The organism is Thioalkalivibrio sp. ALE20 (assembly GCF_000381405.1).
Lineage (GTDB): Bacteria > Pseudomonadota > Gammaproteobacteria > Ectothiorhodospirales > Ectothiorhodospiraceae > Thioalkalivibrio.
In genome coordinates this window covers 439,021-461,070 of sequence record NZ_KB906471.1, presented here as the reverse complement: position 1 = coordinate 461,070, position 22,050 = coordinate 439,021, and the positions used below count along the sequence as shown (strand labels likewise).

Below are 22,050 nucleotides of genomic sequence, written 5' to 3'. Positions count from 1 at the left end.
GTCAGCGGCGGAAGAAGCCCAGGATCAGTGACAGCACGATGCTGACGATGATCATGGTCGTCAGCGGGAAGTAGAAGCGGCTGTCACCGCGTTCGATCACGATGTCCCCGGGGAGTCTTCCCCAGGGGATCTTTCCCAGCCAAGGCCACAGCAGCCCGATCAGGACGATCGCGCCGCCGATGATGATCAGCCACTTGCCGGTCTCGTTCATCGTGCCTCAGTGATGGTGGAGTTCGCGCACGCCCTTCTCGCTGCCGATCAGCATCACGTCGGCCGGGCGCCGCGCGAACAGCCCGTTGGTCACCACCCCGGCGATGTGATCGATCTCCGATTCCAGCTCCACCGGGTTCATGATGCGCAGGTTGTGGACGTCCAGGATGACGTTCCCGTTGTCGGTGACGAAACCTTCGCGCAGTTCCGGATTGCCGCCCAGGTTCGACAGCGCGCGGGCCACGTGGCTGCGGGCCATCGGGATGACCTCCACCGGCAGCGGGAAGTTGCCCAGATAGTTCGCGATCTTGGTGTCGTCGACCACGCAGACGAAGGTCTCGGAGGCCGCGGCCACGATCTTCTCGCGGGTCAGCGCACCGCCCCCGCCCTTGGTCAGGTGCAGGTGGGTGGTGGCTTCGTCGGCGCCGTCGACGTAGATCGGCAGCGGGCCGGCCGAATTCAGGTCCAGGACCTCGATGCCATGTTTGCGCAGGCGCTCCGCGCTCGCCTCGCTGGAGGCGACGGCCCCGTCGATGCGGTTCTTCATGCCCGCGAGGGCATCGATGAAATAGTTGGCGGTCGACCCGGTGCCGACACCGACCACCCAGCCGTCCTCGATCTTCGACAGGGCCGCTTCGGCCACCGCCTTTTTCATTTCGTCCTGAGTCATCGCTTCGTCTCGCATGTTCTTGATATAAACTGCCGAGCATAACCATCCCGACGTTGACGGGACAAGCGCCGCGCAGCTCTCGCGCCGTCATTGCGAGTCATGCCATGCCCAGTCATCGCGAGTCGCGCAGCTCTCCCCCCTCGTCATCGCGAGTCGCGGAGCGACGTGGCGATCTCCATCCGAAGCCACCTGTTCCTGCGTGCAGGCCATTGCGGCCGATTGCCGCGTCGCCTTCGGCTCCTCGCAATGACGGTGGAGGCGTGGATTCCCGTCATCGCGAGTCGCGGAGCGACGTGGCGATCTCCATCCGAAGCCACCTGTTCCTGCGTGCAGGCCACTGCGGCCGATTGCCGCGTCGCCTTCGGCTCCTCGCAATGACGGGGGCACGAACGGCCTCGCGCGAGGGAGTCACAAGGTATGCGGCGCGCGTGCTATCGTGCGAAGTCATGAAAGACTATCCCTATCTGGAGAAGATCCTCACCTCCAGCGTGTACGACGTGGCGCGCGAGACACCGCTGGATACCATGCCCACGCTGTCGAACCGGCTGGGCTGTGATATCCGCCTCAAACGCGAGGACCTGCAGCCTGTGTTCTCGTTCAAGCTGCGCGGCGCTTACAACAAGATCGCGCAGCTTTCGGAGGAGCAGCGCTCGAAGGGCGTGATCGCGGCCTCGGCGGGCAACCACGCCCAGGGCGTGGCGCTGGGGGCCACCCATCGCGGCATCCGTGCGGTTATCGTGATGCCGGTCACCACGCCGCAGATCAAGGTCGATGCGGTACGCCGTTTCGGCGGCGAGGCGGTGCTGTTCGGCGATTCCTTCGACGAGGCCGCAGCGCATGCCCGCGAGCTGGAGGCCGAGCACGGCTATACCTTCATCCACCCGTTCGACGATCCGGACGTCATCGCCGGGCAGGGCACGGTGGCCATGGAACTGCTGCGTCAGCACCCGGGACCGCTGGACGCGGTGTTCGTGTGTATCGGCGGGGGCGGACTGGTCTCGGGCATGGCGGCCTATATCAAGCGCCTGCGCCCGGAGATCCGGGTGATCGGGGTGGAGCCGGACGACGCCCCGTCGATGTACAAGGCGCTGCAGCAGAACCGGCGGGTCAGCCTGAAGCAGGTGGGGATCTTTGCCGACGGCGCCGCGGTGCGTCAGGTGGGCAAGGAGACCTTCCGCCTGACCCGCGAGTTGGTGGACGAGGTCCTGCTGGTGGATACCGATTCCATCTGCGCAGCGATCAAGGACATCTTCGACGATACCCGCGTGGTGGCCGAGCCGGCCGGGGCCCTGGCGGTGGCCGGCATGAAGCAGTACGCCCAGCGCGAGGGGCTGCGCGGCGCGCATCTGGCGGCGGTGCTCAGCGGCGCCAACATCAATTTCGACCGCCTGCGCCACGTGGCCGAGCGCGCCGAGATCGGCGAACACCGCGAGGCACTGTTCGCGGTGACCATCCCCGAACGGCCCGGCAGCTTTCGCGAGTTCTGCGAAGCGGTCGGCAAGCGCGGCATTACCGAGTTCAACTACCGCTACGCCGACGACAGTACCGCGCATGTCTTCGCCGGGATCAAGCTGGAAGGCGGCGATCCCGAGCGCGCGGAGATCCTCGCGAACCTGCGCGAGCGCGGCTACGAGGTCCTCGACATGACCGAGAACGAGGTCGCCAAGCTGCATCTGCGGCACATGGTGGGCGGCCACGGTGGCGAGGTGCGCAACGAGCGGCTCTACCGCTTCGAATTCCCGGAGCGTCCGGGGGCGTTGCTGAACTTCCTCAACCACATGGGGGAGACCTGGAACATCTCCCTGTTCCATTACCGCAACCATGGCTCCGCGCATGGTCGGGTGCTGGTCGGCATGCAGATCCCGAAGGAGGAGCGCAAGCGCTTCCGGGAATTCCTCGAGGAAGTCGGCTACCCGTGGCACGAGGAGACCGGCAACCCGGCCTATTCGCTGTTCCTGCGCTGAAGGTCGCGTGCGGGGTCAGTCTTCCGGGGCGTCCAGTGCATCCGCCGGCGGGGTGCCCTCGGTTTCGATCCCCTCGCGCATGGCTTCCTCCGCCTCCTGGTTGAGGACGATCAGGGTGATGCGCCGGTTCACCGCGGCCTCGGGGTTGTCCTCGTCGAAGGGGACGGTGTCGGACAGCCCCACCACGCGCGCGATCTGTTCCGGCTCGGTGCCGCCGGCGATCAGCTCGCGCCGCGCGGCGTTGGCGCGGTCGGTGGACAGCTCCCAGTTGGTGTAGTCCTCGCGCTGCAGCGGGCGGGCATCGGTGTGGCCGGTGATCGAGATCCGGTTGGGGACCTCGTTGATCAGCCCCGCGAGCTCGCGCAGGATGCCGCTGGCATGGTCCAGCGGCCGCGCGCTGGCGGTGGCGAACATCGGACGATTCTCGGCGTCGATGATCTGGATACGCAGGCCTTCCGGTGTGATGTCCATCAGCAGCTGGTCCTTGAACGGCTCCAGGGCCTGACTGCGGTCGATGGCTTCTTCCAGCGCTTCCTGCAGCGATTCCAGGCGCTCCCGGTCGCGTTCCAGCAGGGTCTCGTCATCGGCATCGTCCGGTACGGGCTCCGGGGGCGCATCGAGACGGTCGGGCAGGCCCTCGAAATCGATGATCGACGGATCGGCGCCGGTGCCGTCACCGATGGCCTGCGACGGAGCCATGGCCTCGCCCTCGAACGCCGAGGGGTTCTGGAAGTACTCCGACAGCGCGGCGCGATCGTCCGCCTCCAGCGCGGCCAGCAGCCACAGCAGCAGGAAGAAGGCCATCATCGCCAGGGCGAAGTCGGCGAAGGCGACCTTCCACGAACCGCCGTGGTGGCCGCCCTGGACCACCTTCTTCTTGACGATGATCGGCTGGGTCTTGTCCTCGACGCCCATGAGCGGTGTCCGGCCGGCCTCAGGCCGCCTTCACGTGTTCCTCGAGTTCGGTGAAGCCCGGGCGCACGTCGCTTTCCATGGTCTTGCGGCCGAATTCCACCGAGACCTGCGGGCTGTAGCCCTGCACGTTGGCGAGGATGCAGGCCTTGATGCACTGCATGTACTTGGTGTCCTCGTGCGAGCGGGCCTCCAGCGCGGAGGCCGTCGGGCCAACGAAGCCGTAGGCCAGCAGGATCCCGAGGAAACTGCCGACCAGCGCGGCGGCCACGTTCATGCCGATGGTCTCGATGTCGCCGCCGATGGCGCCCATGGTGTTGATGATGCCGAGGATCGCCGCGACGATGCCGAAGCCGGGCAGGGCGTCCGCCACCTTGTTCACCGCATGGCTGGGACGCTCCACCTCTTCGTGGTGGGTCTCCAGATCCACGTCCATCAGGGCGTCCAGCTCATGCGGGTTCATCGAGCCGGAGATGATCAGCCGGAGGTAGTCGGTGATGAATTCGACGGCATGGTGATTCTTCAGCACCCGCGGGTGGGCCTGGAAGATCTCGCTGTTTTCCGGATCATCGATGTCGACTTCGACCGCCATCAGGCCCTCCTTGCGGGCCTTGACGAACAGCTTGTACATCAGCGCCAGCAGGTCGAGGTAGTCGGCCTGCGCATATTTGCGTCCCTGCATCAGTTTGGGGATCGACTTGAAGACCGTAACCACCACGTGTGGCGGGTTGGCGATCAGGAACGCGCCCAGCGCGGCGCCGCCGATGATGATGTATTCGTAGGGCTGCCAGATGATGAAGATGTCGCCGCCGTGGGCCACGTAGCCCCCGAAGACGGCGCCCAGTACGACGAGAAAACCGAGGATGAACTTCACGCGCGCAGGTCCTGCGTTGCTATAGTCGGCCCGCCAACTTTAATCGAGAAACGCAGGCGAGGTACAGCAATGGCCCTGGATGAAACGGCGCCCTATGCCGGGCGGGCACGCAGCCTGGCGGAGACGGACTGGCCGGTACTGGGCTCCAGCGAGGCGGTTTTCGCCGACACCGACGCCCTGGTCAACCGCTCGCTGCGCGAGGTGGGGCTGTATGCCGAGCGCGATCCGGGGCTGGCGCTGCGGCTGATCCTGCGCGCCAACGCCCCGCGTCCGGGCCTCAAGCAGGAGGTGCATTCGGTACCGGATGCGATCGCGATGCTGGGCCTGCGGGCGGTGCACGAGGAGATCGAACGCGCACCAAGGGTGGAGGACATCCTCCCGGACCCGCAGCCGTACCGGCGGCGGGCGGCCCAGGCGCGCCTGGCGGCGCTGATCGTGGAGGAACTGGGACGGGTGCGCCACGACAGTGAACCGGGCGAGCTGGGGCTGGCCGCCCTGTTGAACGACCTCGGCATGCTGGCGCTGGAAATGACCGACGCGCCGGAACTGCCGGGGCTGCGCTCGATGCTGCAGCTGCGGGCGCTGCCCGATGAGGCCAGTTACGTGGCCCTGGGCTATGCCACCGACGATCTGTCGCGCGGAATGGCCGAGCACATGCACCTGCCGGAGCTGGTACGCGGTACCCTGCGCGCGGAGAACGCCGCTCACCCGCGGGCCATGGAGGTGATGGTGGCTTCGGCGGTGGCCGGCCAGATCTTCCACGGCATGGACACCCTGCGCGAGGACCGGGATCTGCGCCTGCTGGCCGAGTTGCTGGGCGAGCCCGACAAGGCGGCGGCGGATCGGCTCGGCCGTCTGATGGAGGGCTTCAACCGGGACGCCTGGCTGTATGCCATGGACGCCCTGGATCCCGCGGCGATCGCGCGCGTCTGGCGGGAGGACTGTTCGCCGGTGCCGCTGGGCCTGGCGCCGCGCGGCGACATCGCGGTCAGCGGCGAGCTCGCGCTGCAGCGCGAGCCACACCGGGGCGTGCGCCTGCGGCGCCTGTTGCGCGCCTGCCAGTTCGGCCTGGGGCTGAACAGGGTCGTGTTCGCGGAGCTGGCGCATGATGGTGACTGGCTGCAGGCGGCCGATCTCGTCGGTACGCTGCACGAGCCGGAGTTCAGCCATTTCGGCATCGGTCGCCATGACCTGGGCGCCATGGGCGCGGTACTGGAGCAGACCGATCCGGTCTGGTGGTCGCGCGATTATCCCGATACCCCGCTGCCCGGGGCCGTGGCCGGGCTGACCGGCGGGGTAGACTGCCTGCTGGCGCCGGTGCGGGAGCACGGGCGCTGCATCGGGATGATCTACGCCGACCGGCGCTCGCCGGCGCTGGCGCTGGATCCCCGGACCTTCGACGGCTTCGCCCGGCTGCTGGCGGCGGCACGGCGCTGAAGCTCAAGCCGCCCGGGCGGCGGCCGTTACCCCGTACAACGACACTCACGCGACGAGCAAAGGGCGCGCCGGCCGGCGCGCCCGCGGAGACCGAGCAGCATGCGCGAAAACCTTCCCGTCACGGGGACCGAATACCCTCTCAACGAGGGCGAGGACCTGATCTCGTCCACCGACCTGAAGGGCCGGATTCGCAACGCCAATGACGCCTTCGTGCGTGTCAGTGGTTTCGACTGGGAAGAACTCCACGGCTCGGCGCACAATATCGTGCGCCACCCCGACATGCCCGAGGCGGCCTATGCCGACATGTGGGCCACGCTGCAGTCCGATCGCGCCTGGATGGGCATCGTGAAGAATCGCCGGAAGAACGGCGACCACTACTGGGTGGACGCCTTCGTGACTCCGGCCTACGAGAACGGGCAGAAGGTCGGCTAAGAGTCGGTCCGCCGGGTCCCGTCGCGCGAGCACGTCGAGCGCGCGGAAAAGGTCTATGCCGCGATGAAGCGCGGGCGCCAGTTCCGCCGTCATCTCTGGGACAGCCTGCTGTTCCGGCTGCTGGGTGTCTGGGGTCTCGGCTTTGCGCTGGCGCTGGGGGTGCTACTGCTGGCGCCCTGGGGAGCACTGGCCCAGGGACTGGGTCTGGCCCTGGTGTTCGCCCTGGGGGGCGCGGCCACGCTCGGGCTGATGCAGCCGCTGCAGCGTACGATGCGGGGACTGCGGCGGATCTTCGACAACCCGGTGATGGAGACCATCTACTGCGGCCGGCGCGACGGTTCGGCGACGCTGGAGCTGTTCCAGCGCTTCCACGAGGCGCGGCTGTTCACCGTGCTCGACCGCATCGAGGAGCAGTCGGGGGCGGTAAGCGACGGCGCCCGGACCATGGCGGGTGCGGTGGAGCAGACCGCCAGCGGGGTCACCCGCCAGCAGGGCGAGATCGATCAGGTCGCCACGGCGATGAACCAGATGACCTCGACCATCCAGGAGATGGCGCAGAACTCGGCGCAGGCCGCGGACAGCGCCCATCACGCCGAGCAGGAGACCCGTTCCGGGGAGGAGGTGGTGAACGCCACCGTGGAAGCCATCAACCGCATGGCGGGCGAGGTCGAGACCACCGCGGAGAAGCTCAACCGGCTGGAGACCGACGCTGCGGAGATCGACAACATCCTCGGCGTGATCCGGGAGATCGCCGAGCAGACCAACCTGCTGGCCCTGAACGCGGCCATCGAGGCGGCGCGGGCCGGCGAACACGGGCGCGGCTTTGCGGTCGTGGCCGACGAGGCCCGCCGGCTGTCGCAGCGCACGGATGAGTCCACGGTGACCATTCGCCAGATGATCGAGACCCTGCAGAACGGCTCGCGGGAGGCGGTCAGTGCGATGCGCTCGAGCCAGGAACAGGCTGCCCACGGCGTGGAACAGGCGCAGTCGGCCGGTGAGTCGCTGGGGCGCATCCGCGAGGCGGTGGGGCGCATCACCGAGATGAACACCCAGATCGCCACGGCGGTGGAAGAGCAGAGCTCGGTCGCCGAGGAGATCAACCGCAACGTCACCTCCATCCACGACGTGGCCGGCGAGACCGGGACCGTGGCGGAACACGCGCGCCAGGCCAGCGCCGACATGGAACGCCTGGCCGGCGAGCTGAAATCCCTGATCCACCGTTTCGATACCCGCGCGTAGGAGGCCGGCCCTCCGGCCGATCCGGCGCCGGGGACTGCCCGGACGTCAAATCGGCCAGGGGGCTGGCCTCCTGCACGCGGGGTTCCCGCCCGGTGGCGGGCGGACGTATGCTGTGGGCTGCGACGCCGCCGAGTAGAGGAGCCCCGCCGGATGCCCATCGACTGGAAACACTACGATCCCGCCCCGTTTTTCGACGAGCTGATGGAAGGGGCGGGACAGCCGCGTGCAGCGGCCCGCGCGGTGGCCGATTACCTCGCCACGCTGGACGACGCCGAACTGCAGGGGCGCAAGCAGGCGGCGGACAACGCGATCCTCGAGATGGGGATCAGCTTCACGGTCTACAGCGAGGGCGAAAACATCGATCGCGCCTGGCCGTTCGACATCATCCCGCGGGTGATTCCGCGGCGCGAATGGGAGCAGGTCGCGGCCGGGCTGGAGCAGCGGATGACCGCGCTCAACCTGCTGATTGACGACATCTACAACGAACAGTGCATCTTTCGCGACGGCGTGATCCCGCGTTACGTGCTGGAGCAGTCACGCAATTTCCGCGAGCAGTGCGTCGGGATCCACCCCCCGCACGGGGTGTGGGCGCATGTCTGCGGCAGCGATCTGGTGCGCGCCGGGGACGGGCAGTTCCATGTACTTGAGGACAACCTGCGGGTGCCCTCGGGGGTCTCCTACATGCTGGAGAACCGGCAGGTCACCAAACGGGTGTTCCCGGAACTGTTCCAGGACAGCTCCATCCTGCCGGTGGACGAATACCCCGCGCAGCTGTTCGACATGCTGGCCTCGATCTCGCCGCGGCCGCAGGACTATCCCGAGATCGCGGTGCTGACACCCGGCATCTACAACTCGGCCTATTTCGAGCACTCCTTCCTCGCGCAGCGCATGGGTGCCGAACTGGTGGAGGGGGCCGACCTGATGGTGGGCGACGACGACTGCGTGTACATGCGCACCATCGACGGCCCCGAGCGGGTCGACGTGATCTACCGTCGCATCGACGACGCCTTCCTCGACCCCGAAGTATTCAATCCCGATTCCATGCTGGGGGTGCCGGGGCTGATGCGCGCATGGCGCAAGGGCAATGTGGGGCTGGCCAATGCCCCCGGGGCCGGCGTCGCCGACGACAAGGTGATGTATGCCTTCATCCCCGAGGTGATCCGCTATTACCTCGATCAGGATCCCATCATCCCGAACGTGCCGACCTGGCTGTGTTCCGACGACGAGCACCGCCAGTACGTGCTGGACCATCTGGACGAGCTGGTGGTGAAGCCGGCCAACGAATCGGGCGGCTACGGCATGCTGGTGGGGCCGCATGCGAGCAAGAAACAGCGCAGCGAGTTCGCGAAGCTGATCCGCCGGGATCCGCGCAACTACATCGCGCAGCCGACGCTGGATCTGTCGGTCGCACCCACGCTGTGCGGGGCGGAAATCGAGCCGCGCCACCTGGACCTGCGACCGTTCATCCTGCAGGGCGTGCGCACCGACGTGACCGCCGGGGGGCTGACCCGCGTGGCGATGCGCAAGGGCTCGCTGGTGGTCAACTCCTCGCAGGGCGGGGGCAGCAAGGATACCTGGATCGTGGACGAGGAGGACTGAGATGCTCTCGCGGGTGGCAGAACGGGTGTACTGGATGGCGCGCTATGTGGAACGGGCCGAGAACACCGCGCGCATGGTCATGGCCTTCAACCTGCTGGCGCTGGACATGCCGAAGGCGGTGCAGCTGTCGTGGAAGGGCCTGGTATCGGTCACCGGTCACGATGCCGAGTTCGAGTCGCATTACCAGCGCGAGGACGAGCGCAATTGCGTGAAATTCCTGCTGGCGGATGCCGACAACCCCGGCTCGGTGCTCTCGTCGCTGCGCGCGGCGCGCGAGAACGTGCGGACCACGCGTGATCTGGTGCCCTCCGAGGCCTGGGAGGTGATGAACGAGCTGTACCTGTTCGCCCGCGATCACATCGATCAGGGGATCACCAAGCGCGGGCGCTTCGAATTCCTGTCGCAGGTGATCCAGCGCTGCCAGATGCTGACCGGTCTGCTGGCCGGCAGCATGAGCCACGATGCGGCCTACGATTTCATCCGCCTGGGGCGCAATCTGGAGCGCGCCGACATGACCACCCGCCAGGTGGACGTCGGGGCACTGCGGCTGCTCAAACGCCACGACGAGCCGGCCGAGCCGTACGAAGGGCTGCTGTGGACCTCGATCCTGCGTTCGGAGGGCGGGTTCCAGATGTATCGCCTGCACGTGAAGCGCCGTATCAACGGCCCGGACGTGGTGCGCTTTCTGCTGCAGGACACGGCCTTCCCGCGGGCGGTGGCGCACGCCCTGACCGAGGTGCAGTCGGCGCTGGAGCGCCTGCCGCGCAACGAGATGCCGCTGCGGCTGGTCAGTCAGGCCCGGCGGCATGCCCTGAACGCCGATATCGACGCGCTGATCGCCGAAGGCGAGCTGCATGGCTTCCTGGAGGTCCTGCAGCGCGACGTGGCCGAGCTGCACCGCGCCAACGAGCGGACCTGGTTCCTGTTCCCGGAACACGCGCCCGCGCCGGACGCGGCCTGAGCCGGCCCGGGCTGTGTCGCGGCCCGGGCGTCAGGACTTCTTCTTCGCCCGGCGACTCACGCGAGTGCCGCGGTCCTTGCGCCCGTGGCGGTGTTCCCAGTCGAAGCGGGGCAGGTCGGTGAAGGCCTTCTTCACGTTTTCGTCCCAGGCATGCGTCAGCGAGCGCAGGTATTCGTCCTCCGCCTCCAGGCAGAGGTAGTGATCCATCTCCTGGGTGTCGCGCTCGTACACCAGCACCTCGATCGGGGGCCCCACGGTCAGATTGGAGCGCACCGTGGAGTCGATGGAGACCAGGGCGCAGCGCGCCGCGTCGCCCAGCGAGGTGTCCGCCTCGATGATGCGGTCGAGGATCGGCTTGCCGTACTTGCTTTCGCCGATCTGCAGGAAGCGGGTGTGCTGCGAGGTGGTGATGTAGTTGCCCTGCGGATAGACCAGAAAGATCGCCGGGGGCTCGCCGGCGATCTGGCCGCCGATGATCAGGGTGGCATCGGCCTTCATCCCCGACTTCGACAGCGCCTCGGAATGCTTCTCCTGTTCCTCGCGGTTGATGCGTCCGAGGTATTCCGCCGCCTCCGACATGTGGGCGACGGTCGCGAGGTTTGGTTCGGCGGCGCCTTCCTGGCCGGCTTCCTCCATTTCGCGCTGCAGGCGACTGACCACCGCCTGGGTGGTGGCGAGGTTGCCGGCGGCGAGGACCACGAACAGGCGCTGTCCCTGGACCTCGAAGGTATGCATCTTGGAGTAGGTGCTGACCTGATCGACGCCGGCATTGGTGCGCGAGTCGGAGGCGAACACCAGACCGTCGTCCAGATCGATGGCGACACAGTAGGTCATCGGGCGGGCAATCCGGGCAGGGCGGAGTCCCGGGATACTAGGCGCCGCCAGCGAGTGCGTCAACGCGGGCCGGTCCGCCACCCGGGTGCGCGGACCGGCGGCCGGCCTCTCAGTTCTGCAGGATGCCGTTGGGTGCGTGGGAGCGCATCCAGTCGCGGACCATGTGGCCGTATTCGTGGTCATCCTTGCGGATATGGTTCATCAGCCAGTCGCGCAGGGTCTCGCCCAGTTCGCTGGCCACGTCGTGGCCGTCGGCGAAGTCCTGCTGATACTGGCGGATCCGCTGGCTGAACGCCTCGTGCGACTTGCGATGCTGCTCCAGGTCGGGGTATTCCACGATCTCCAGCATCTCTTCCTCGAAGGCAAAGTGGGTCAGGGTGTAATCCACCACCTGGTCGAGCACTTCGTGGACCTCCTCGCGCGACGCGCGGCCCTCGACGGCTTCGCACAGGCGGTTGATGTATTCGACGATGCGCTTGTGCTGGTTGTCGATGACCGGGATCCCGGTATCCAGATCGTCCGACCAGTGAACGTACGGCATGGCTCCATCTCCTGGTGATGTTATCGGTATGCGGTGCCCGCCGCGTGGCGGCCCTCCTCCGCCACACGGGAGCGGCGCGGCGATCAGCGGCCGAAGAGCTTGCTGAACAGTCCCCGGTTGTGGGCCGTGTCGGCCCCGGTGTGCTGGCGCACGAGCTCGGCGTAATCGGCGTCGTCGTGCTTGATGTGATTGACCAGCCAGGTCTTGAGTACGGTGTGCAGTTCGCGGGCGATGTCCTCGCCGTTCTCGAACTGTTCCTTGAAGGTTTCCACCCGCCGGATGAACAGGCCGTGCACCCGCTGATGGGCGCGCAGGAACGGGTAGCCGGCTTCCTCCATCATTTCTTCCTCGAAGGTGAAGTGCGACTGGGTGTAGTCGATCAACTGGTTGATGACATCGCCCACCTCGTCGCGATCACTGCTCTCGATCGCGTGGTGGAGCTCGTTGATGTAGTCAACGATGCGCTTGTGCTGGTTGTCGATGACGTCGATCCCGGTGTCGAGATCGCTGGTCCATTCCATGTGTGCCATTCGTTGCTCCGGGCCACGGATGTGGGACTGAGAATATCGTCACGCGAGGATACGGGATGCGGACGCCGGTCACAGTGATTCGGCTCATAATCATCGGCGTTAGAGTTGTGCGCGGCCACGCCCGATCCGTGTACCCTCGGGTCTTTATGCAGGCCGTCCGCGGGAGAGGACATGACGCTGTTCTGGGTAACGCTGGTTCCGTTCGCACTGCTGTTCGTGCTCCTGGTGTTCCTGCGCCGGCCGGCGTACGAGGCGGCGCCGCTGGCGTGGCTGGCCACGCTGCTGATCGGGCTGTTCGTCTGGCAGTTGCCGGGCACGGTGGTGGCGACCAGTCTGGCCAATGCCGGGGTCGTGTTCCTGGAGGTGATGCTGATCATCACCGTGGCCCTGCTGATGCTGAACGTGCTGATCCGGACCGGGCACCTCGACACTATCCAGTGCGCGATCGCGCGGGTCTCGGACGACCGCCGGGTTCTGGCGATGCTGCTGGGCTGGGGCCTGGTCGGCTTTGTCGAGGGGATCGCCGGTTTCGGGACCCCGGCGGTGCTGGCCGCGCCGCTGCTGGTGTATTTCGGCCTGCCTCCGCTGAAGGCGGTGGCCATCGCCCTGATCGGCAATTCCACCGCGGTGCCGTTCGGGGCCGCGGGGACCCCGGTGGTGATCGGCTTTTCCGGGCTGGGGCTGAGCGAGGACACCATCGGCCAGGCGGTGTTCCAGACGGCGGCGATCCACGGGACCCTGGGGGTGTTCATCACGGTGTTCATCGCCTGGGTCGCGACCCTCGGCGAGGAGAAGGGCCGTTTTCGCGAGTTCATCCCGTTCGCGGTGTTCTCGGGTCTGGCCTTCGGGCTGCCGTATTTCCTGGTGGCCTGGCTGGTGGGGCCGGAACTGCCGGCGATCATCGGCGGGGTGAGTGCGATGGCCCTGATCGCCTGGGCGGCGCACCGCGGCTGGCTGCTGCCGGTGCGCGGGGGTCGCGAGGCGGCCGAGCCGGTGGATACGCGCGGGGTGTTGCGTGGCCTGGTTCCGTTTTTCGTGATGGCCGTGGCCCTGATCCTGTCGCGTACGGTGGGGCCCCTGCGCGAATGGCTGGCGGCAGTGGAGATCGGGTTTGCCGGGCTCCCGGGCGTCAGCCCGGATCAGACCCTGCAGCCACTGTTCACCCCGTATTTCTATTTCCTGCTGGCCCTGATCACCGCGATGTTCCTGTTCCGCGTGGATCGCGCGACCCTGGGCGGGGCGGCCGTGGCGACCTGGCAGCGGGTACGTATCGCCGCGATCGTTCTGGTGTTCATCATCAGCCTGACCCAGCTGCTGCTGATCTCCGCGGACAACGGTGCCGGGCTGCCGTCCATGCCGCAGGTTCTGGGACAGGGGCTGGCGGAACTGCTGGGCGGGGGCTTCGTGCTGTTCAGTGCCTTCGTCGGTGCCCTGGGCTCGTTCATGACCGGCAGTGCCACGGTCTCCAACCTCCTGTTCACCGGGCTGCAGGTGGATACCGCGGAGGCCCTCGCGCTGGCGCTCCCGTCGATCCTGGCCCTGCAGCTGATCGGCGCCGGCGTGGGCAACATGATTTCCCTGCAGAACATCGCCATGGCCGCCGGGGCGGCGGGGCTGGAGGCGCGCGAGGGTCAGGTGATCCGCGAGACGATCATCCCCGTGCTGGTGGTGTGTACCAGCGCCGGGCTGCTGATGCTGGTCTGGTGAGCCGCCCCCGGGACGGGGGCGGCGGGACACGCGGACCGGCTCAGTACAGGAAGTCCGGGAGGTGTTTGCGCAGGTCGGCGGGCTTTTCCACCTTGGTGACGTTCTTGGCCACCTCCGCGGTCACGGTCTGCGCCACCTGGCGGTCCAGGAGTTCGCGCAGGGCGCCCAGGAAGGAGGGCGCGGCCACGATCACCAGATGCTGAAAACTGCCCGCGTGGTGGGCCTCGCGCAGGCGCTCGGCGAGCTGACGGGCGAAACGGTCGCGTTCCTGAACACCGGGGTCGGTGGGATCCTGCATCGCATGGCGGCCGTCCCCGCCCGTGCTGCCCCAGCTGCGTCCGGGCCGGTCGGAGACCAGGTCCTGATTGTGGGCCCGGGATTCGCTGTGACTGAGGGCCTCGACATCCTGCATGTTGCTGCAGGCCCGGCCTTCACAACTGAGGATGCGCGCGCGCGCGGCATCGGCAACCACGATCCAGACGTTGTTCATGCATTTCCTCCCTTAGATTGACGTGGCGGGTGCCCGTGACGGCCGGGGACGTATCCCGGGCCGCGGGTCGGCCCAATTCGGGAGTGTAGATGCCGGCACGGCCCTTCGGGTGACGAATCCGCCGCGTGCGTGATCCGGATCACTCGACCGGGGCCGGGGTCTGCGACGGCGTACAGGCGGCCAGCGGGGCGGGCATCGCCAGGCCGTAGCCCTGGCAGTAGGGGATGCCCAGGGCGCGCAGGTGGTTGCCGATATGTTCGTTCTCGACATGTTCTGCGATGGTGGTCAGGCCGACGATGCCGCTGATGTCATGGATGGCGCGCACCATGGCGAGGTCGATGGGGTCGTGCTCGATGTCCTTGACGAAGCTGCCATCCACCTTGAGAAAGTCCACCGGCAGGTTCTTCAGATAGGCGAAGGAGGACAGGCCGCTGCCAAAATCGTCCAGCGCGAACAGGCAGCCTTCGCCACGCAGCTCGCGCATGAAGCGCGCGGTGCGGGTCAGGTTGCCGACCGCGGCGGTTTCGGTGATCTCGAAGCACAGGCGGTGGCCGGGGATGCCGGCCGAGCGCACCCGTTCCAGCAGGAATTCGGGGAAGGCCTCGCTGTTGAGGGCGGTGCCGGAGATGTTGATCCCGATGACCGGCAGTTCGGCACCGCGGGCCTGGCAGTCCTGCATCCATTCCAGTGCGGTTTCCACCACCCAGCGATCCAGCTGGCACATCAGATCGTATCGCTCCGCCGCCGGGATGAAGGTCCCCGGGGGAACCGGGTTGCCGTGCTCGTCGCGCAGCCGGAGCAGGAGCTCCTGGTAGGCGGGTGGTCCGTCGTCCAGTGCGAGCACCGGCTGAGCCCAGAGTTCGAATTCTCCGCGTTCGATCGCCTGGGGGATGCGGCTGACCCAGTGCATCTCGCCCGCGCGATCGGCCAGATCGACATCCTGCGGGGTGTAGACGCGGACCTGATTGCGTCCCGAATCCTTGGCTGCGTAGCAGGCGGTGTCGGCGTGGCGCAGCAGCTGATGGGTGGACTCCGATTCGGCGTCCACCGGCACGGCGCCCAGGCTGGCCGACAGGGCAAAGACGTTGTCTTCCCAGAACAAACGCATGCCGGCGATCTCGCTGGCGATGTCCACGGCCATCTGGCTGCCCTGCTCGATGTCGCAGTCCTGCATCAGGATGCCGAATTCGTCGCCGCCCAGACGCGCGAGGTGGTCCTGCGGCCGCATGATGCTGCGCAGCATGCCCGCGATCTGGCGCAGCATCTCGTCGCCGGCCTGGTGGCCGCGGGTATCGTTGATCAGCTTGAACTGGTCGAGATCGAGATAGCACAGCACATGCGGGCGTCCGTCGCTGCGGGCGCCGTGCAGGGCTTCCTCGACCAGCTGCTCGAAACGTCGCCGGTTGATCAGGCCGGTCAGGTCGTCATGCGAACTGTAGTAGGCCATGTGCTGCAGGGCCTCGCGGACTTCGGACACGTCGCGCAGAACGATGACGTGTCCGCGTGCGGTGCCGTCGGTGTCCTGCACCGGGGTGACGGTCAGCTGGACCGGCAGGCGGGACCCGTCAGAGCGCCGGAGGACCTGTTCGTCGGCGCCGTCGCCGCGTCCGCTGGCCGGGGGAGCGGCATCACCGCCGGGCAGCGGGTCCAGGGGGCGGCCAGTGCTTTGGTCTTCCAGCTGCAGCACCCGTTCGAGCGGCTGTTCGGTCAGTGCTTCGACCGGCTGGTGCAGCAGTCGGGCGGCCATCGGATTGGCGTAGTCGATCCGGCCGGTGGTGTCCACGGTCAGCACGCCGTCGCCAATCGAGGCCAGGGTGGTCTGCGCGCGGCGCTGTTCACGCGCATGGCGGGCACGCTGCTCTTCGATGATCGCCTGCTGATGCCGGCGTTCCAGGCGCATGCCCAGCCATTCGGCACACAGCCCGAGGAAACTGCGGACCACCGGGTCAGGCGGACGGCGGGTGCGGTGACTGCGGCGACACGCGGCCAGGACCACGGGCTCCGGCAGATCGGCCGGCACCCGCACGAGATCCACCCGTCCGGCCGCCGGCAGCTCCACTTCCTGTCCGGGGACGCTCCGGGGAACCGGCTCTTCGGCGCCGCGCGTGCACAGCGCGGCGGCCCGTTCCTCGATCAGACAGGCCGGGCGCTGCGGGTCGCGCGCCCAGTGGGCCAGACGCTCGATGCCCGTGTCGCCCTGCCGGAAAAGCGCGATCTCGTCACTGTCCAGCTCGCCGGCTGCGGCCTCCAGCAGACGGTGGAAGGCCCGGGCGTCGTCCTCCGCTTCCGGCTCGCGGGTCCCGGCCGTGACCGCGGCGAAGGCGCGCAGCACGTGGGTGTGCGACGCGAGCACGCGGATGCGCGCGAGCATGATGCCGAACAGCAGCCCGACCGCCGACGGGATGACGAACAGCTGTGGCGGGAAGCCTTCGACGGCGTAGACGAAGCGCACCTGGACCACCGCCAGCACGGCGACGATCGCCACGGCCAGCGCCGTATAGCGCAGATAGATCGGCCAGGTGTCCCGCCAATCCGGATGCTTTTGCATGTTTTCCCCCTTCAGGAAACGCACACATGGATCAGCGTTTCCTTAACAGACCGCGCGGCTTTTTTGTGCTCTGGCGGCCCCTCCTTTGGTCGCCGCATACGCTACACCGCGAGGCGCAGCGGGTACAGTCCGGCGGAACCGATCGCAGTGCCATCCGGGTGTGGGATACTGGCGGCATCAAGCGACCGCCGGGGGCGAGGATGACGACTGCGCTGACCTGGATCGGCGTGCTGCTGTGCCTGTCGCAGTCGGCGATCCTTTCGGGACTCAACCTGGGGCTGTTCGCCCGCAGCAAGCTGGAACTCAAGGTGGAGGCCAGCAAGGGGGACGCGCGGGCGCAGCGGGTCCTGCACCTGCGCGAGGATTCCAACTTTGCGCTGGTGACCATCCTGTGGGGCAACGTGGGCGTCAACGTCCTGCTGGCGCTGCTCTCCGGCTCGGTGCTCGGCGGGGTCGCGGCGTTTCTGTTCTCCACCGTGGTCATCACCATCTTTGCCGAGATCATCCCGCAGTCGTATTTTTCCCGCCACGCCCTGCGCGTGGCCTCCGTGCTTTATCCGGTGCTGCGTTTCTATCAGTTTCTGATGTATCCGGTCGCGCGGCCCACTGCGTGGGTGCTGGACCGCTGGCTGGGCGGGGAGGAGATCCGCTATTTCCCGGAACGCGACCTGCACCAGGTGCTGGATCTGCACATGCGTGCGGGCGAGAGCGAGATCGCGCGGGTGGAGGGGCGCGGGGCGCGCAATTTCCTCGAGCTGGACGACATCGCGGTGCGCCACGAGGGCGAGCCGGTGGATCCGGCCAGCATTCTGACCCTGGAGTTCGACGGGGACCGGCCGCGGTTTCCGCACATCGAGCCGCGGGTGGACGACCCGTTCCTGCGCAGTATCAATCGTTCGGCCTGCAGCTGGGTGATCGTCACCGACCCGAACGGCGCGCCCCGGCGGGTGCTGCGCGCGGCGGATTTCACCCGCGAGGCGCTGTTCGCGCCGGAGCGTTTCGACCCGCTGCATCACTGCCTGCACCCGGTGGTGGTGCGCGACGGATCGCGCCGCCTCGGCGAGCTGATTCCGCATTTCCGCGTGCGCCCGGCACACGAGGGGGACACGGTGCTGGGCGAGGACGTGATCCTGCTGTGGGACGAGCAGCGGCGGATCCTCAGCGGCACCGACATCCTCGGGCGGCTGCTGCGCGGGGTGGCCCGGCCGGCGCCGGAGTGACCGCGCGGGAGGCGCGCGGAGCGGTCCGGTTCAGTCCTTGCCCGGGTCCTTCAGGCGTTCGGCGAGGTCGGCGAAGGGGTTCCACGTCGCGCCCCCGGACGTCGCCGCGGTGCCGGACCCGCCGCCGGATGCCCCCGCCGCACGCGCCTCGCCATGGCGCTGGTGTTCGTTGTCATGGCAGTACAGGCACAGCAGCTCCCAGTTGCTGCCATCCGGGGGATTGTTGTCGTGGTTGTGGTCGCGGTGGTGCACGGTCAGTTCGTGCAGGTTGGCGCGGGTGAACTCGCGGCCGCAGCGCCCGCAGACCCACGGGTACATGCCCAGGGCCTGCTCGCGATAGCCGCGTTCGCGTTCGTCCCGCTCGCGCCGGGCGCGTGCGACCAGATCGTCCAGACGTTTCGAATCGCTCATGCCCGGAGCATAGCCGTGCGCGCTCAGTCGCGCGAGCGCGGGGGCGGCAGCAGGAATTCCGCCGGGTGGCGCCGCAGGTGGCGGCCGTAGGCGCGCAGCAGCCGCGCCGGGGAGCCGATGCGCACGCCGCGGGCGCGCAGCGCCACGTACAGTGCCAGGCCGAAGCTGACCCACAGGTTGATCGCACCGATCAGCAGCACGAACGCCAGGAACAGTCCGAAGGTGGCCAGGGCGAGTCCCTCGTTCACCGTGACGTAGCCCAGGTTGGCCGACGCGAACGCCACGTGCTGGATATCCAGCGGCAGCCCGGTGAGATAACCGACATAGCCGGTCGCCCCCAGCAGGGCCCCGAACACCATGTTGCCGAGCACGGCGCCATAGTGGTAGCCGACCCAGTTCGCCAGGCCGTGGCGCGCCCGCTGCGGCAGCAGGCGCCGCAGCAGCGGGTGTTCGCGCAGGCGCCCGGGCAGGTCGAGATAGGCGCAGCGGTTGTCCAGCCAGCCGGCCACCAGCCCGGATACGAACAGCCAGACCCCGGCGATGGCCGCGAACAGCAGGGCGAGCCCGGCGAGCGGGCGCAGGCCGTCCAGCAGATAGTCGGCCTTCGTGCTGTCCAGTACCGGCTGTTCGAAGACCGACAGCGCGAACAGGCCGATGAACAGGGCCATGGGCAGGGCCACACCTACGTTGCCGAGGATGGCGGCGAACTGCGAACGTCCCACCCGGACCAGCAGATCGGCGAGTTTCGACGGGTCGGCGGTGCCGCGTTCGGTCTGTTCGATGGCCGCGGCCATGCGTGCCGCGGTCATCGCGGGCTGCTTGGTGGCCACCGTCAGGTGCAGCATGTGGATCAGCACGAAGCCCAGGCCATAGTTGAGGCTGGACCAGAATGCGTACCAGCCCTCCGACAGTCCGAGGTGGCCGATCTGGATCTTGATCAGGGCCATCAGCGCGATGATCACCCCGGCCCCGGCGCCGGACCCGAGCATGCCGAAGTATTCCTGGCGTCCCCGGGTGATGTATTTCTCGCCGGTGTCGGAGACGTGCTGGGTCACGCTGCGCGAGACCTGGCGGATGTTGTCCTGCCACAGGGCGCGCACGCCGTGGCGCCGGGCGCTGGTGGTCACCAGCTCGCGGAACAGGCCGACGGCGGTGGCGCGGGTGGTCGCGGATTCTTCGGGCTCGAGCAGATCCAGCAGCTTGTGGATGCGCGCCAGCGTCTGGTTCAGCCGCTCCAGCAGGTGTGTCAGCGACAGGCTGTTGCCGCGGCTGTGCGACAGCGTGCGCAGCTTCTCGATCTGCTCGGCGCACTGCTCCAGCAGGACCCGCGCATGGCGGTCGTCACGGCGCTCGCGGGTCGGGTCCTGCAACCAGGCGCGGTACTCGCGCACGTAGGCCGCGATCTCGCGTTCCTGCGCCACGAAGGCCGAATTGCGCTCGGCGATCGACGGATCCAGACGCAGGAGTTCGGGTTCCAGCTCCTCCGCCGCGATCCAGATCGAGAGCATCTCCAGGGCGTAGAGGATCTCCTCGCGGGCCCGTTCCAGGACTCCGGGGTGTTCGCCGGAAAGACAGCCGAGCGCGCTCAGCAGGCGCAGCCAGGCATCGTCCGGCAGGCGTGCCACCCAGACCGCGTCGTCCGGATCGTGGAACACGTGATAGAGCACGTCGCGCAGGTCGGTGCGATCCATCGGCGACGGGTTGATGCGCTCGTACAGCAGTTCCGCGGCCTCGCGGAAGAAGCCGCGGCGCGAAAACAGTCCGATCCCGGTGTACAGCGTCAGGTGGCGGGCGTCTTCCAGCCCGGCTTCCAGGCGTTCACGCAGGCGTTCGCGCAGCGCAGGCTGATCCTGCAGGGCCAGTACCAGGGATTCCAGGCGCGCGATCACCGGAGCGACATTGCGCGGGTCGTCCGGGCGCAGCCAGTCGACCAGGCGCCGGAGGATCTCCGCCAGGTCGATGTCGGGGTCGTCTTCGAGGGCGGTCAGCAGGTCCGCGGGGTCATCGGCTTGCGACATGGGATTCGGGCTGGATTCCGGATGATGGCGCGAAGCTTATCATTCGTTCCCGGTGACCGCGCGCCCGCGGATTTGCCCGCGGATTTGATCGGTGTCGCCCCGCAGTCCAGAATACGCCCCCTGCGGCCGGCCCCGGCGACCTTCCCGACGAGATCGATGATCAAGCTCCGTACCTACGTCTACATGGACTCCCTGCAGCCGCAGCTGGCGGCCTACATGGCGACCGTCTCGCAGGGATTCCCGCCGGTGCCGGGTGACTCCTGCCTGTGGGTGGAGGTCTCGCCGGGCATGGCCGTGCACCGCCTGACCGACATCGCGCTGAAGTCCACCCGCGTGCACCTTTCGCAGCAAGTGGTGGAACGCGAATACGGTTCCATGGTGGTGCACCAGCGCGACGACTCCGACGTGCAGGAGGCCGGGCGCGTGCTGCTGTCGCGCATGGGGGCCGAGGTCTCCGACCGCCAGCAGTGCAACATCCCGTGGCAGGAGATCATCCGCGGGATGTCGCCCGACCACACGGTGCTGATCAACCGCCAGAACCGTCGCGGCTCGATGATCCTGCCGGAACAGAGCATGTTCATCCTCGAGGCCGAGCCGGCGGGCTACATCATCTATGCCGCCAACCAGGCGCTGAAGGCCGCGCACGTGACCCTGATCGACGTCAGTGCGGTGGGGGCCTTCGGCCGGCTGATCCTGGCCGGGAGCGAGGCCGACATCGACGAAGCGGCGCGCGCCGCCAGCGCCGCACTGGAACGCCCTGCGGGAACCTGAGCGCCATGCATCGCGAACAGCTGCTGCATCTGCTGCAACGTCACCAGACCCCGTTCATCGAAGAGGCGGGCTTTCGCCGCCGCGCGCTGGATTTCGTCCGCCGGCACCCCGACTGCTTCAACTGCGATCTGCTGCCGGCGCATGTCACCGGCTCCGCCTGGGTCCTCAGCCCCGACCGCGAGCGGGCGCTGATGTTGCTGCACGGGAAGCACAACCGCTGGTTCCAGCCCGGCGGCCATGCGGACGGTCAGGCCGACATCCTCCAGGTGGCCCTGCGCGAGGTGCACGAGGAGACCGGGCTGGCACGCGAGCACATCCGACTGGTCGCCGAAGACGTCTTCGACCTGGATATCCACACCATCCCCGCCAGCCCCGAGTTTCCGCAGCACGACCACATCGACGTGCGCTTTCTGGTGGAGATCGACGACCGTCTGGAGATCCCCGGCAGCCACGAATCGCACGCCGTGCTGTGGGTGCCGCTGCAGCATGTCTCGCGCTACAACAACAACCGCTCCTGCTGGCGCATGGTGGAAAAGAGCCGCCGACTGCGCACTGCCGAGCATGTCGACGACCCGGTGCCGGCCCACCGGGTGCCGGGTCCGGGCACCCGCCCGGGGTACTGATTCGCGGCCAGGGCCGCTCCTGCGACGCCTGTAGGGTGCCTGCTCGCAGGCGAACGGCC

19 protein-coding genes and 1 pseudogene are annotated in these 22,050 nt (G+C 67.8%); 9 read left to right on the top strand and 11 right to left on the bottom strand.

From position 1 onward, the window contains the following. Window position 1: 1 nt before the first annotated feature. Window positions 2-211, bottom strand: a complete 210-nt coding sequence (locus tag F790_RS0102235) for a DUF2905 domain-containing protein (protein ID WP_019021264.1) — start codon at window positions 209-211, stop codon at window positions 2-4. Between the two features lie 6 nt (window positions 212-217). Beyond that, window positions 218-880 carry a ribose-5-phosphate isomerase RpiA gene (gene rpiA, locus F790_RS0102230; protein WP_018946441.1) on the bottom strand — a complete coding sequence of 221 codons (663 nt, stop codon included), beginning with the start codon at window positions 878-880 and terminating at the stop codon, window positions 218-220. Between the two features lie 446 nt (window positions 881-1,326). On the opposite strand from rpiA, the gene ilvA reads away from it, so the two are divergent. Further along, window positions 1,327-2,844 (top strand): threonine ammonia-lyase, biosynthetic, encoded by a 1,518-nt coding sequence (ilvA, locus tag F790_RS0102225; RefSeq protein WP_019021263.1) that lies wholly within the window; start codon window positions 1,327-1,329, stop codon window positions 2,842-2,844. A 15-nt stretch (window positions 2,845-2,859) separates the two neighbouring features. Here ilvA and motB read toward each other — a convergent pair whose 3' ends face one another. Both motB and motA read right to left on the bottom strand, forming a co-directional pair. Further along, on the bottom strand, window positions 2,860-3,759 hold the full coding sequence (gene motB, locus F790_RS0102220) for a flagellar motor protein MotB (RefSeq protein ID WP_019021262.1): 900 nt from the start codon (window positions 3,757-3,759) through the stop codon (window positions 2,860-2,862). A gap of 19 nt (window positions 3,760-3,778) precedes the next feature. Continuing rightward, a complete protein-coding gene (gene motA, locus F790_RS0102215) occupies window positions 3,779-4,630 on the bottom strand; it encodes a flagellar motor stator protein MotA (RefSeq protein WP_019021261.1) in 852 nt (283 codons plus the stop codon). A 69-nt stretch (window positions 4,631-4,699) separates the two neighbouring features. Here motA and F790_RS0102210 point away from each other — a divergent pair, with 69 nt between their 5' ends. The 4 genes and pseudogenes from F790_RS0102210 to F790_RS0102195 all read left to right on the top strand — a co-directional run bounded on the left by F790_RS0102210 (window position 4,700) and on the right by F790_RS0102195 (window position 10,298). Beyond that, window positions 4,700-6,067, top strand: a complete 1,368-nt coding sequence (locus tag F790_RS0102210; RefSeq protein WP_019021260.1) for an HDOD domain-containing protein — start codon at window positions 4,700-4,702, stop codon at window positions 6,065-6,067. 99 nt (window positions 6,068-6,166) lie between these two features. Continuing rightward, a pseudogene (locus F790_RS13680) lies at window positions 6,167-7,738 on the top strand (methyl-accepting chemotaxis protein). 150 nt (window positions 7,739-7,888) lie between these two features. Next, complete coding sequence (locus F790_RS0102200) at window positions 7,889-9,337, top strand: circularly permuted type 2 ATP-grasp protein (RefSeq protein ID WP_019021257.1); 1,449 nt, start codon at window positions 7,889-7,891, stop codon at window positions 9,335-9,337. Between the two features lies 1 nt (window position 9,338). Further along, entirely contained in the window at window positions 9,339-10,298 is a 960-nt protein-coding gene (locus tag F790_RS0102195) for an alpha-E domain-containing protein (protein WP_018870048.1), read from the top strand. Between the two features lie 30 nt (window positions 10,299-10,328). Here the strand turns inward: F790_RS0102195 and F790_RS0102190 are convergent, their stop codons facing one another. The 3 genes from F790_RS0102190 to F790_RS0102180 all read right to left on the bottom strand — a co-directional run bounded on the left by F790_RS0102190 (window position 10,329) and on the right by F790_RS0102180 (window position 12,203). Beyond that, entirely contained in the window at window positions 10,329-11,132 is an 804-nt protein-coding gene (locus F790_RS0102190) for a proteasome-type protease (protein WP_018870047.1), read from the bottom strand. Window positions 11,133-11,241: 109 nt separating this feature from the next. Further along, window positions 11,242-11,673, bottom strand: coding sequence for a bacteriohemerythrin (locus tag F790_RS0102185; RefSeq protein WP_019021256.1), 432 nt, complete (start codon window positions 11,671-11,673; stop codon window positions 11,242-11,244). 83 nt (window positions 11,674-11,756) lie between these two features. Continuing rightward, window positions 11,757-12,203, bottom strand: a complete 447-nt coding sequence (locus F790_RS0102180; RefSeq protein ID WP_019021255.1) for a bacteriohemerythrin — start codon at window positions 12,201-12,203, stop codon at window positions 11,757-11,759. A gap of 171 nt (window positions 12,204-12,374) precedes the next feature. On the opposite strand from F790_RS0102180, the gene F790_RS0102175 reads away from it, so the two are divergent. Beyond that, window positions 12,375-13,910, top strand: a complete 1,536-nt coding sequence (locus F790_RS0102175; protein ID WP_019589286.1) for an L-lactate permease — start codon at window positions 12,375-12,377, stop codon at window positions 13,908-13,910. Between the two features lie 40 nt (window positions 13,911-13,950). Here the strand turns inward: F790_RS0102175 and F790_RS0102170 are convergent, their stop codons facing one another. Beyond that, window positions 13,951-14,400: a host attachment protein gene (locus tag F790_RS0102170; RefSeq protein WP_018870043.1), complete on the bottom strand. Its 450-nt coding sequence runs from the start codon at window positions 14,398-14,400 to the stop codon at window positions 13,951-13,953. A 139-nt stretch (window positions 14,401-14,539) separates the two neighbouring features. Continuing rightward, window positions 14,540-16,948 (bottom strand): EAL domain-containing protein, encoded by a 2,409-nt coding sequence (locus tag F790_RS0102165; protein WP_038036516.1) that lies wholly within the window; start codon window positions 16,946-16,948, stop codon window positions 14,540-14,542. Window positions 16,949-17,148: 200 nt separating this feature from the next. On the opposite strand from F790_RS0102165, the gene F790_RS0102160 reads away from it, so the two are divergent. Next, the gene (locus F790_RS0102160) at window positions 17,149-18,168 is read left to right on the top strand and encodes a DUF21 domain-containing protein (protein WP_019021253.1); all 1,020 of its coding nucleotides are present in this window, start codon (window positions 17,149-17,151) and stop codon (window positions 18,166-18,168) included. A gap of 30 nt (window positions 18,169-18,198) precedes the next feature. On the opposite strand, the gene F790_RS0102155 is transcribed toward F790_RS0102160, so the two are convergent. Both F790_RS0102155 and F790_RS0102150 read right to left on the bottom strand, forming a co-directional pair. After that, window positions 18,199-18,579, bottom strand: coding sequence for a YajD family HNH nuclease (locus tag F790_RS0102155; protein WP_019021252.1), 381 nt, complete (start codon window positions 18,577-18,579; stop codon window positions 18,199-18,201). Between the two features lie 23 nt (window positions 18,580-18,602). Then, complete coding sequence (locus tag F790_RS0102150; RefSeq protein ID WP_018870040.1) at window positions 18,603-20,597, bottom strand: site-specific recombinase; 1,995 nt, start codon at window positions 20,595-20,597, stop codon at window positions 18,603-18,605. 156 nt (window positions 20,598-20,753) lie between these two features. On the opposite strand from F790_RS0102150, the gene F790_RS0102145 reads away from it, so the two are divergent. Then, complete coding sequence (locus F790_RS0102145) at window positions 20,754-21,368, top strand: BMC domain-containing protein (protein ID WP_018870039.1); 615 nt, start codon at window positions 20,754-20,756, stop codon at window positions 21,366-21,368. 5 nt (window positions 21,369-21,373) lie between these two features. After that, window positions 21,374-21,991 (top strand): NUDIX hydrolase, encoded by a 618-nt coding sequence (locus F790_RS0102140; protein WP_019021250.1) that lies wholly within the window; start codon window positions 21,374-21,376, stop codon window positions 21,989-21,991. The last annotated feature ends 59 nt before the right edge of the window (window positions 21,992-22,050 follow it).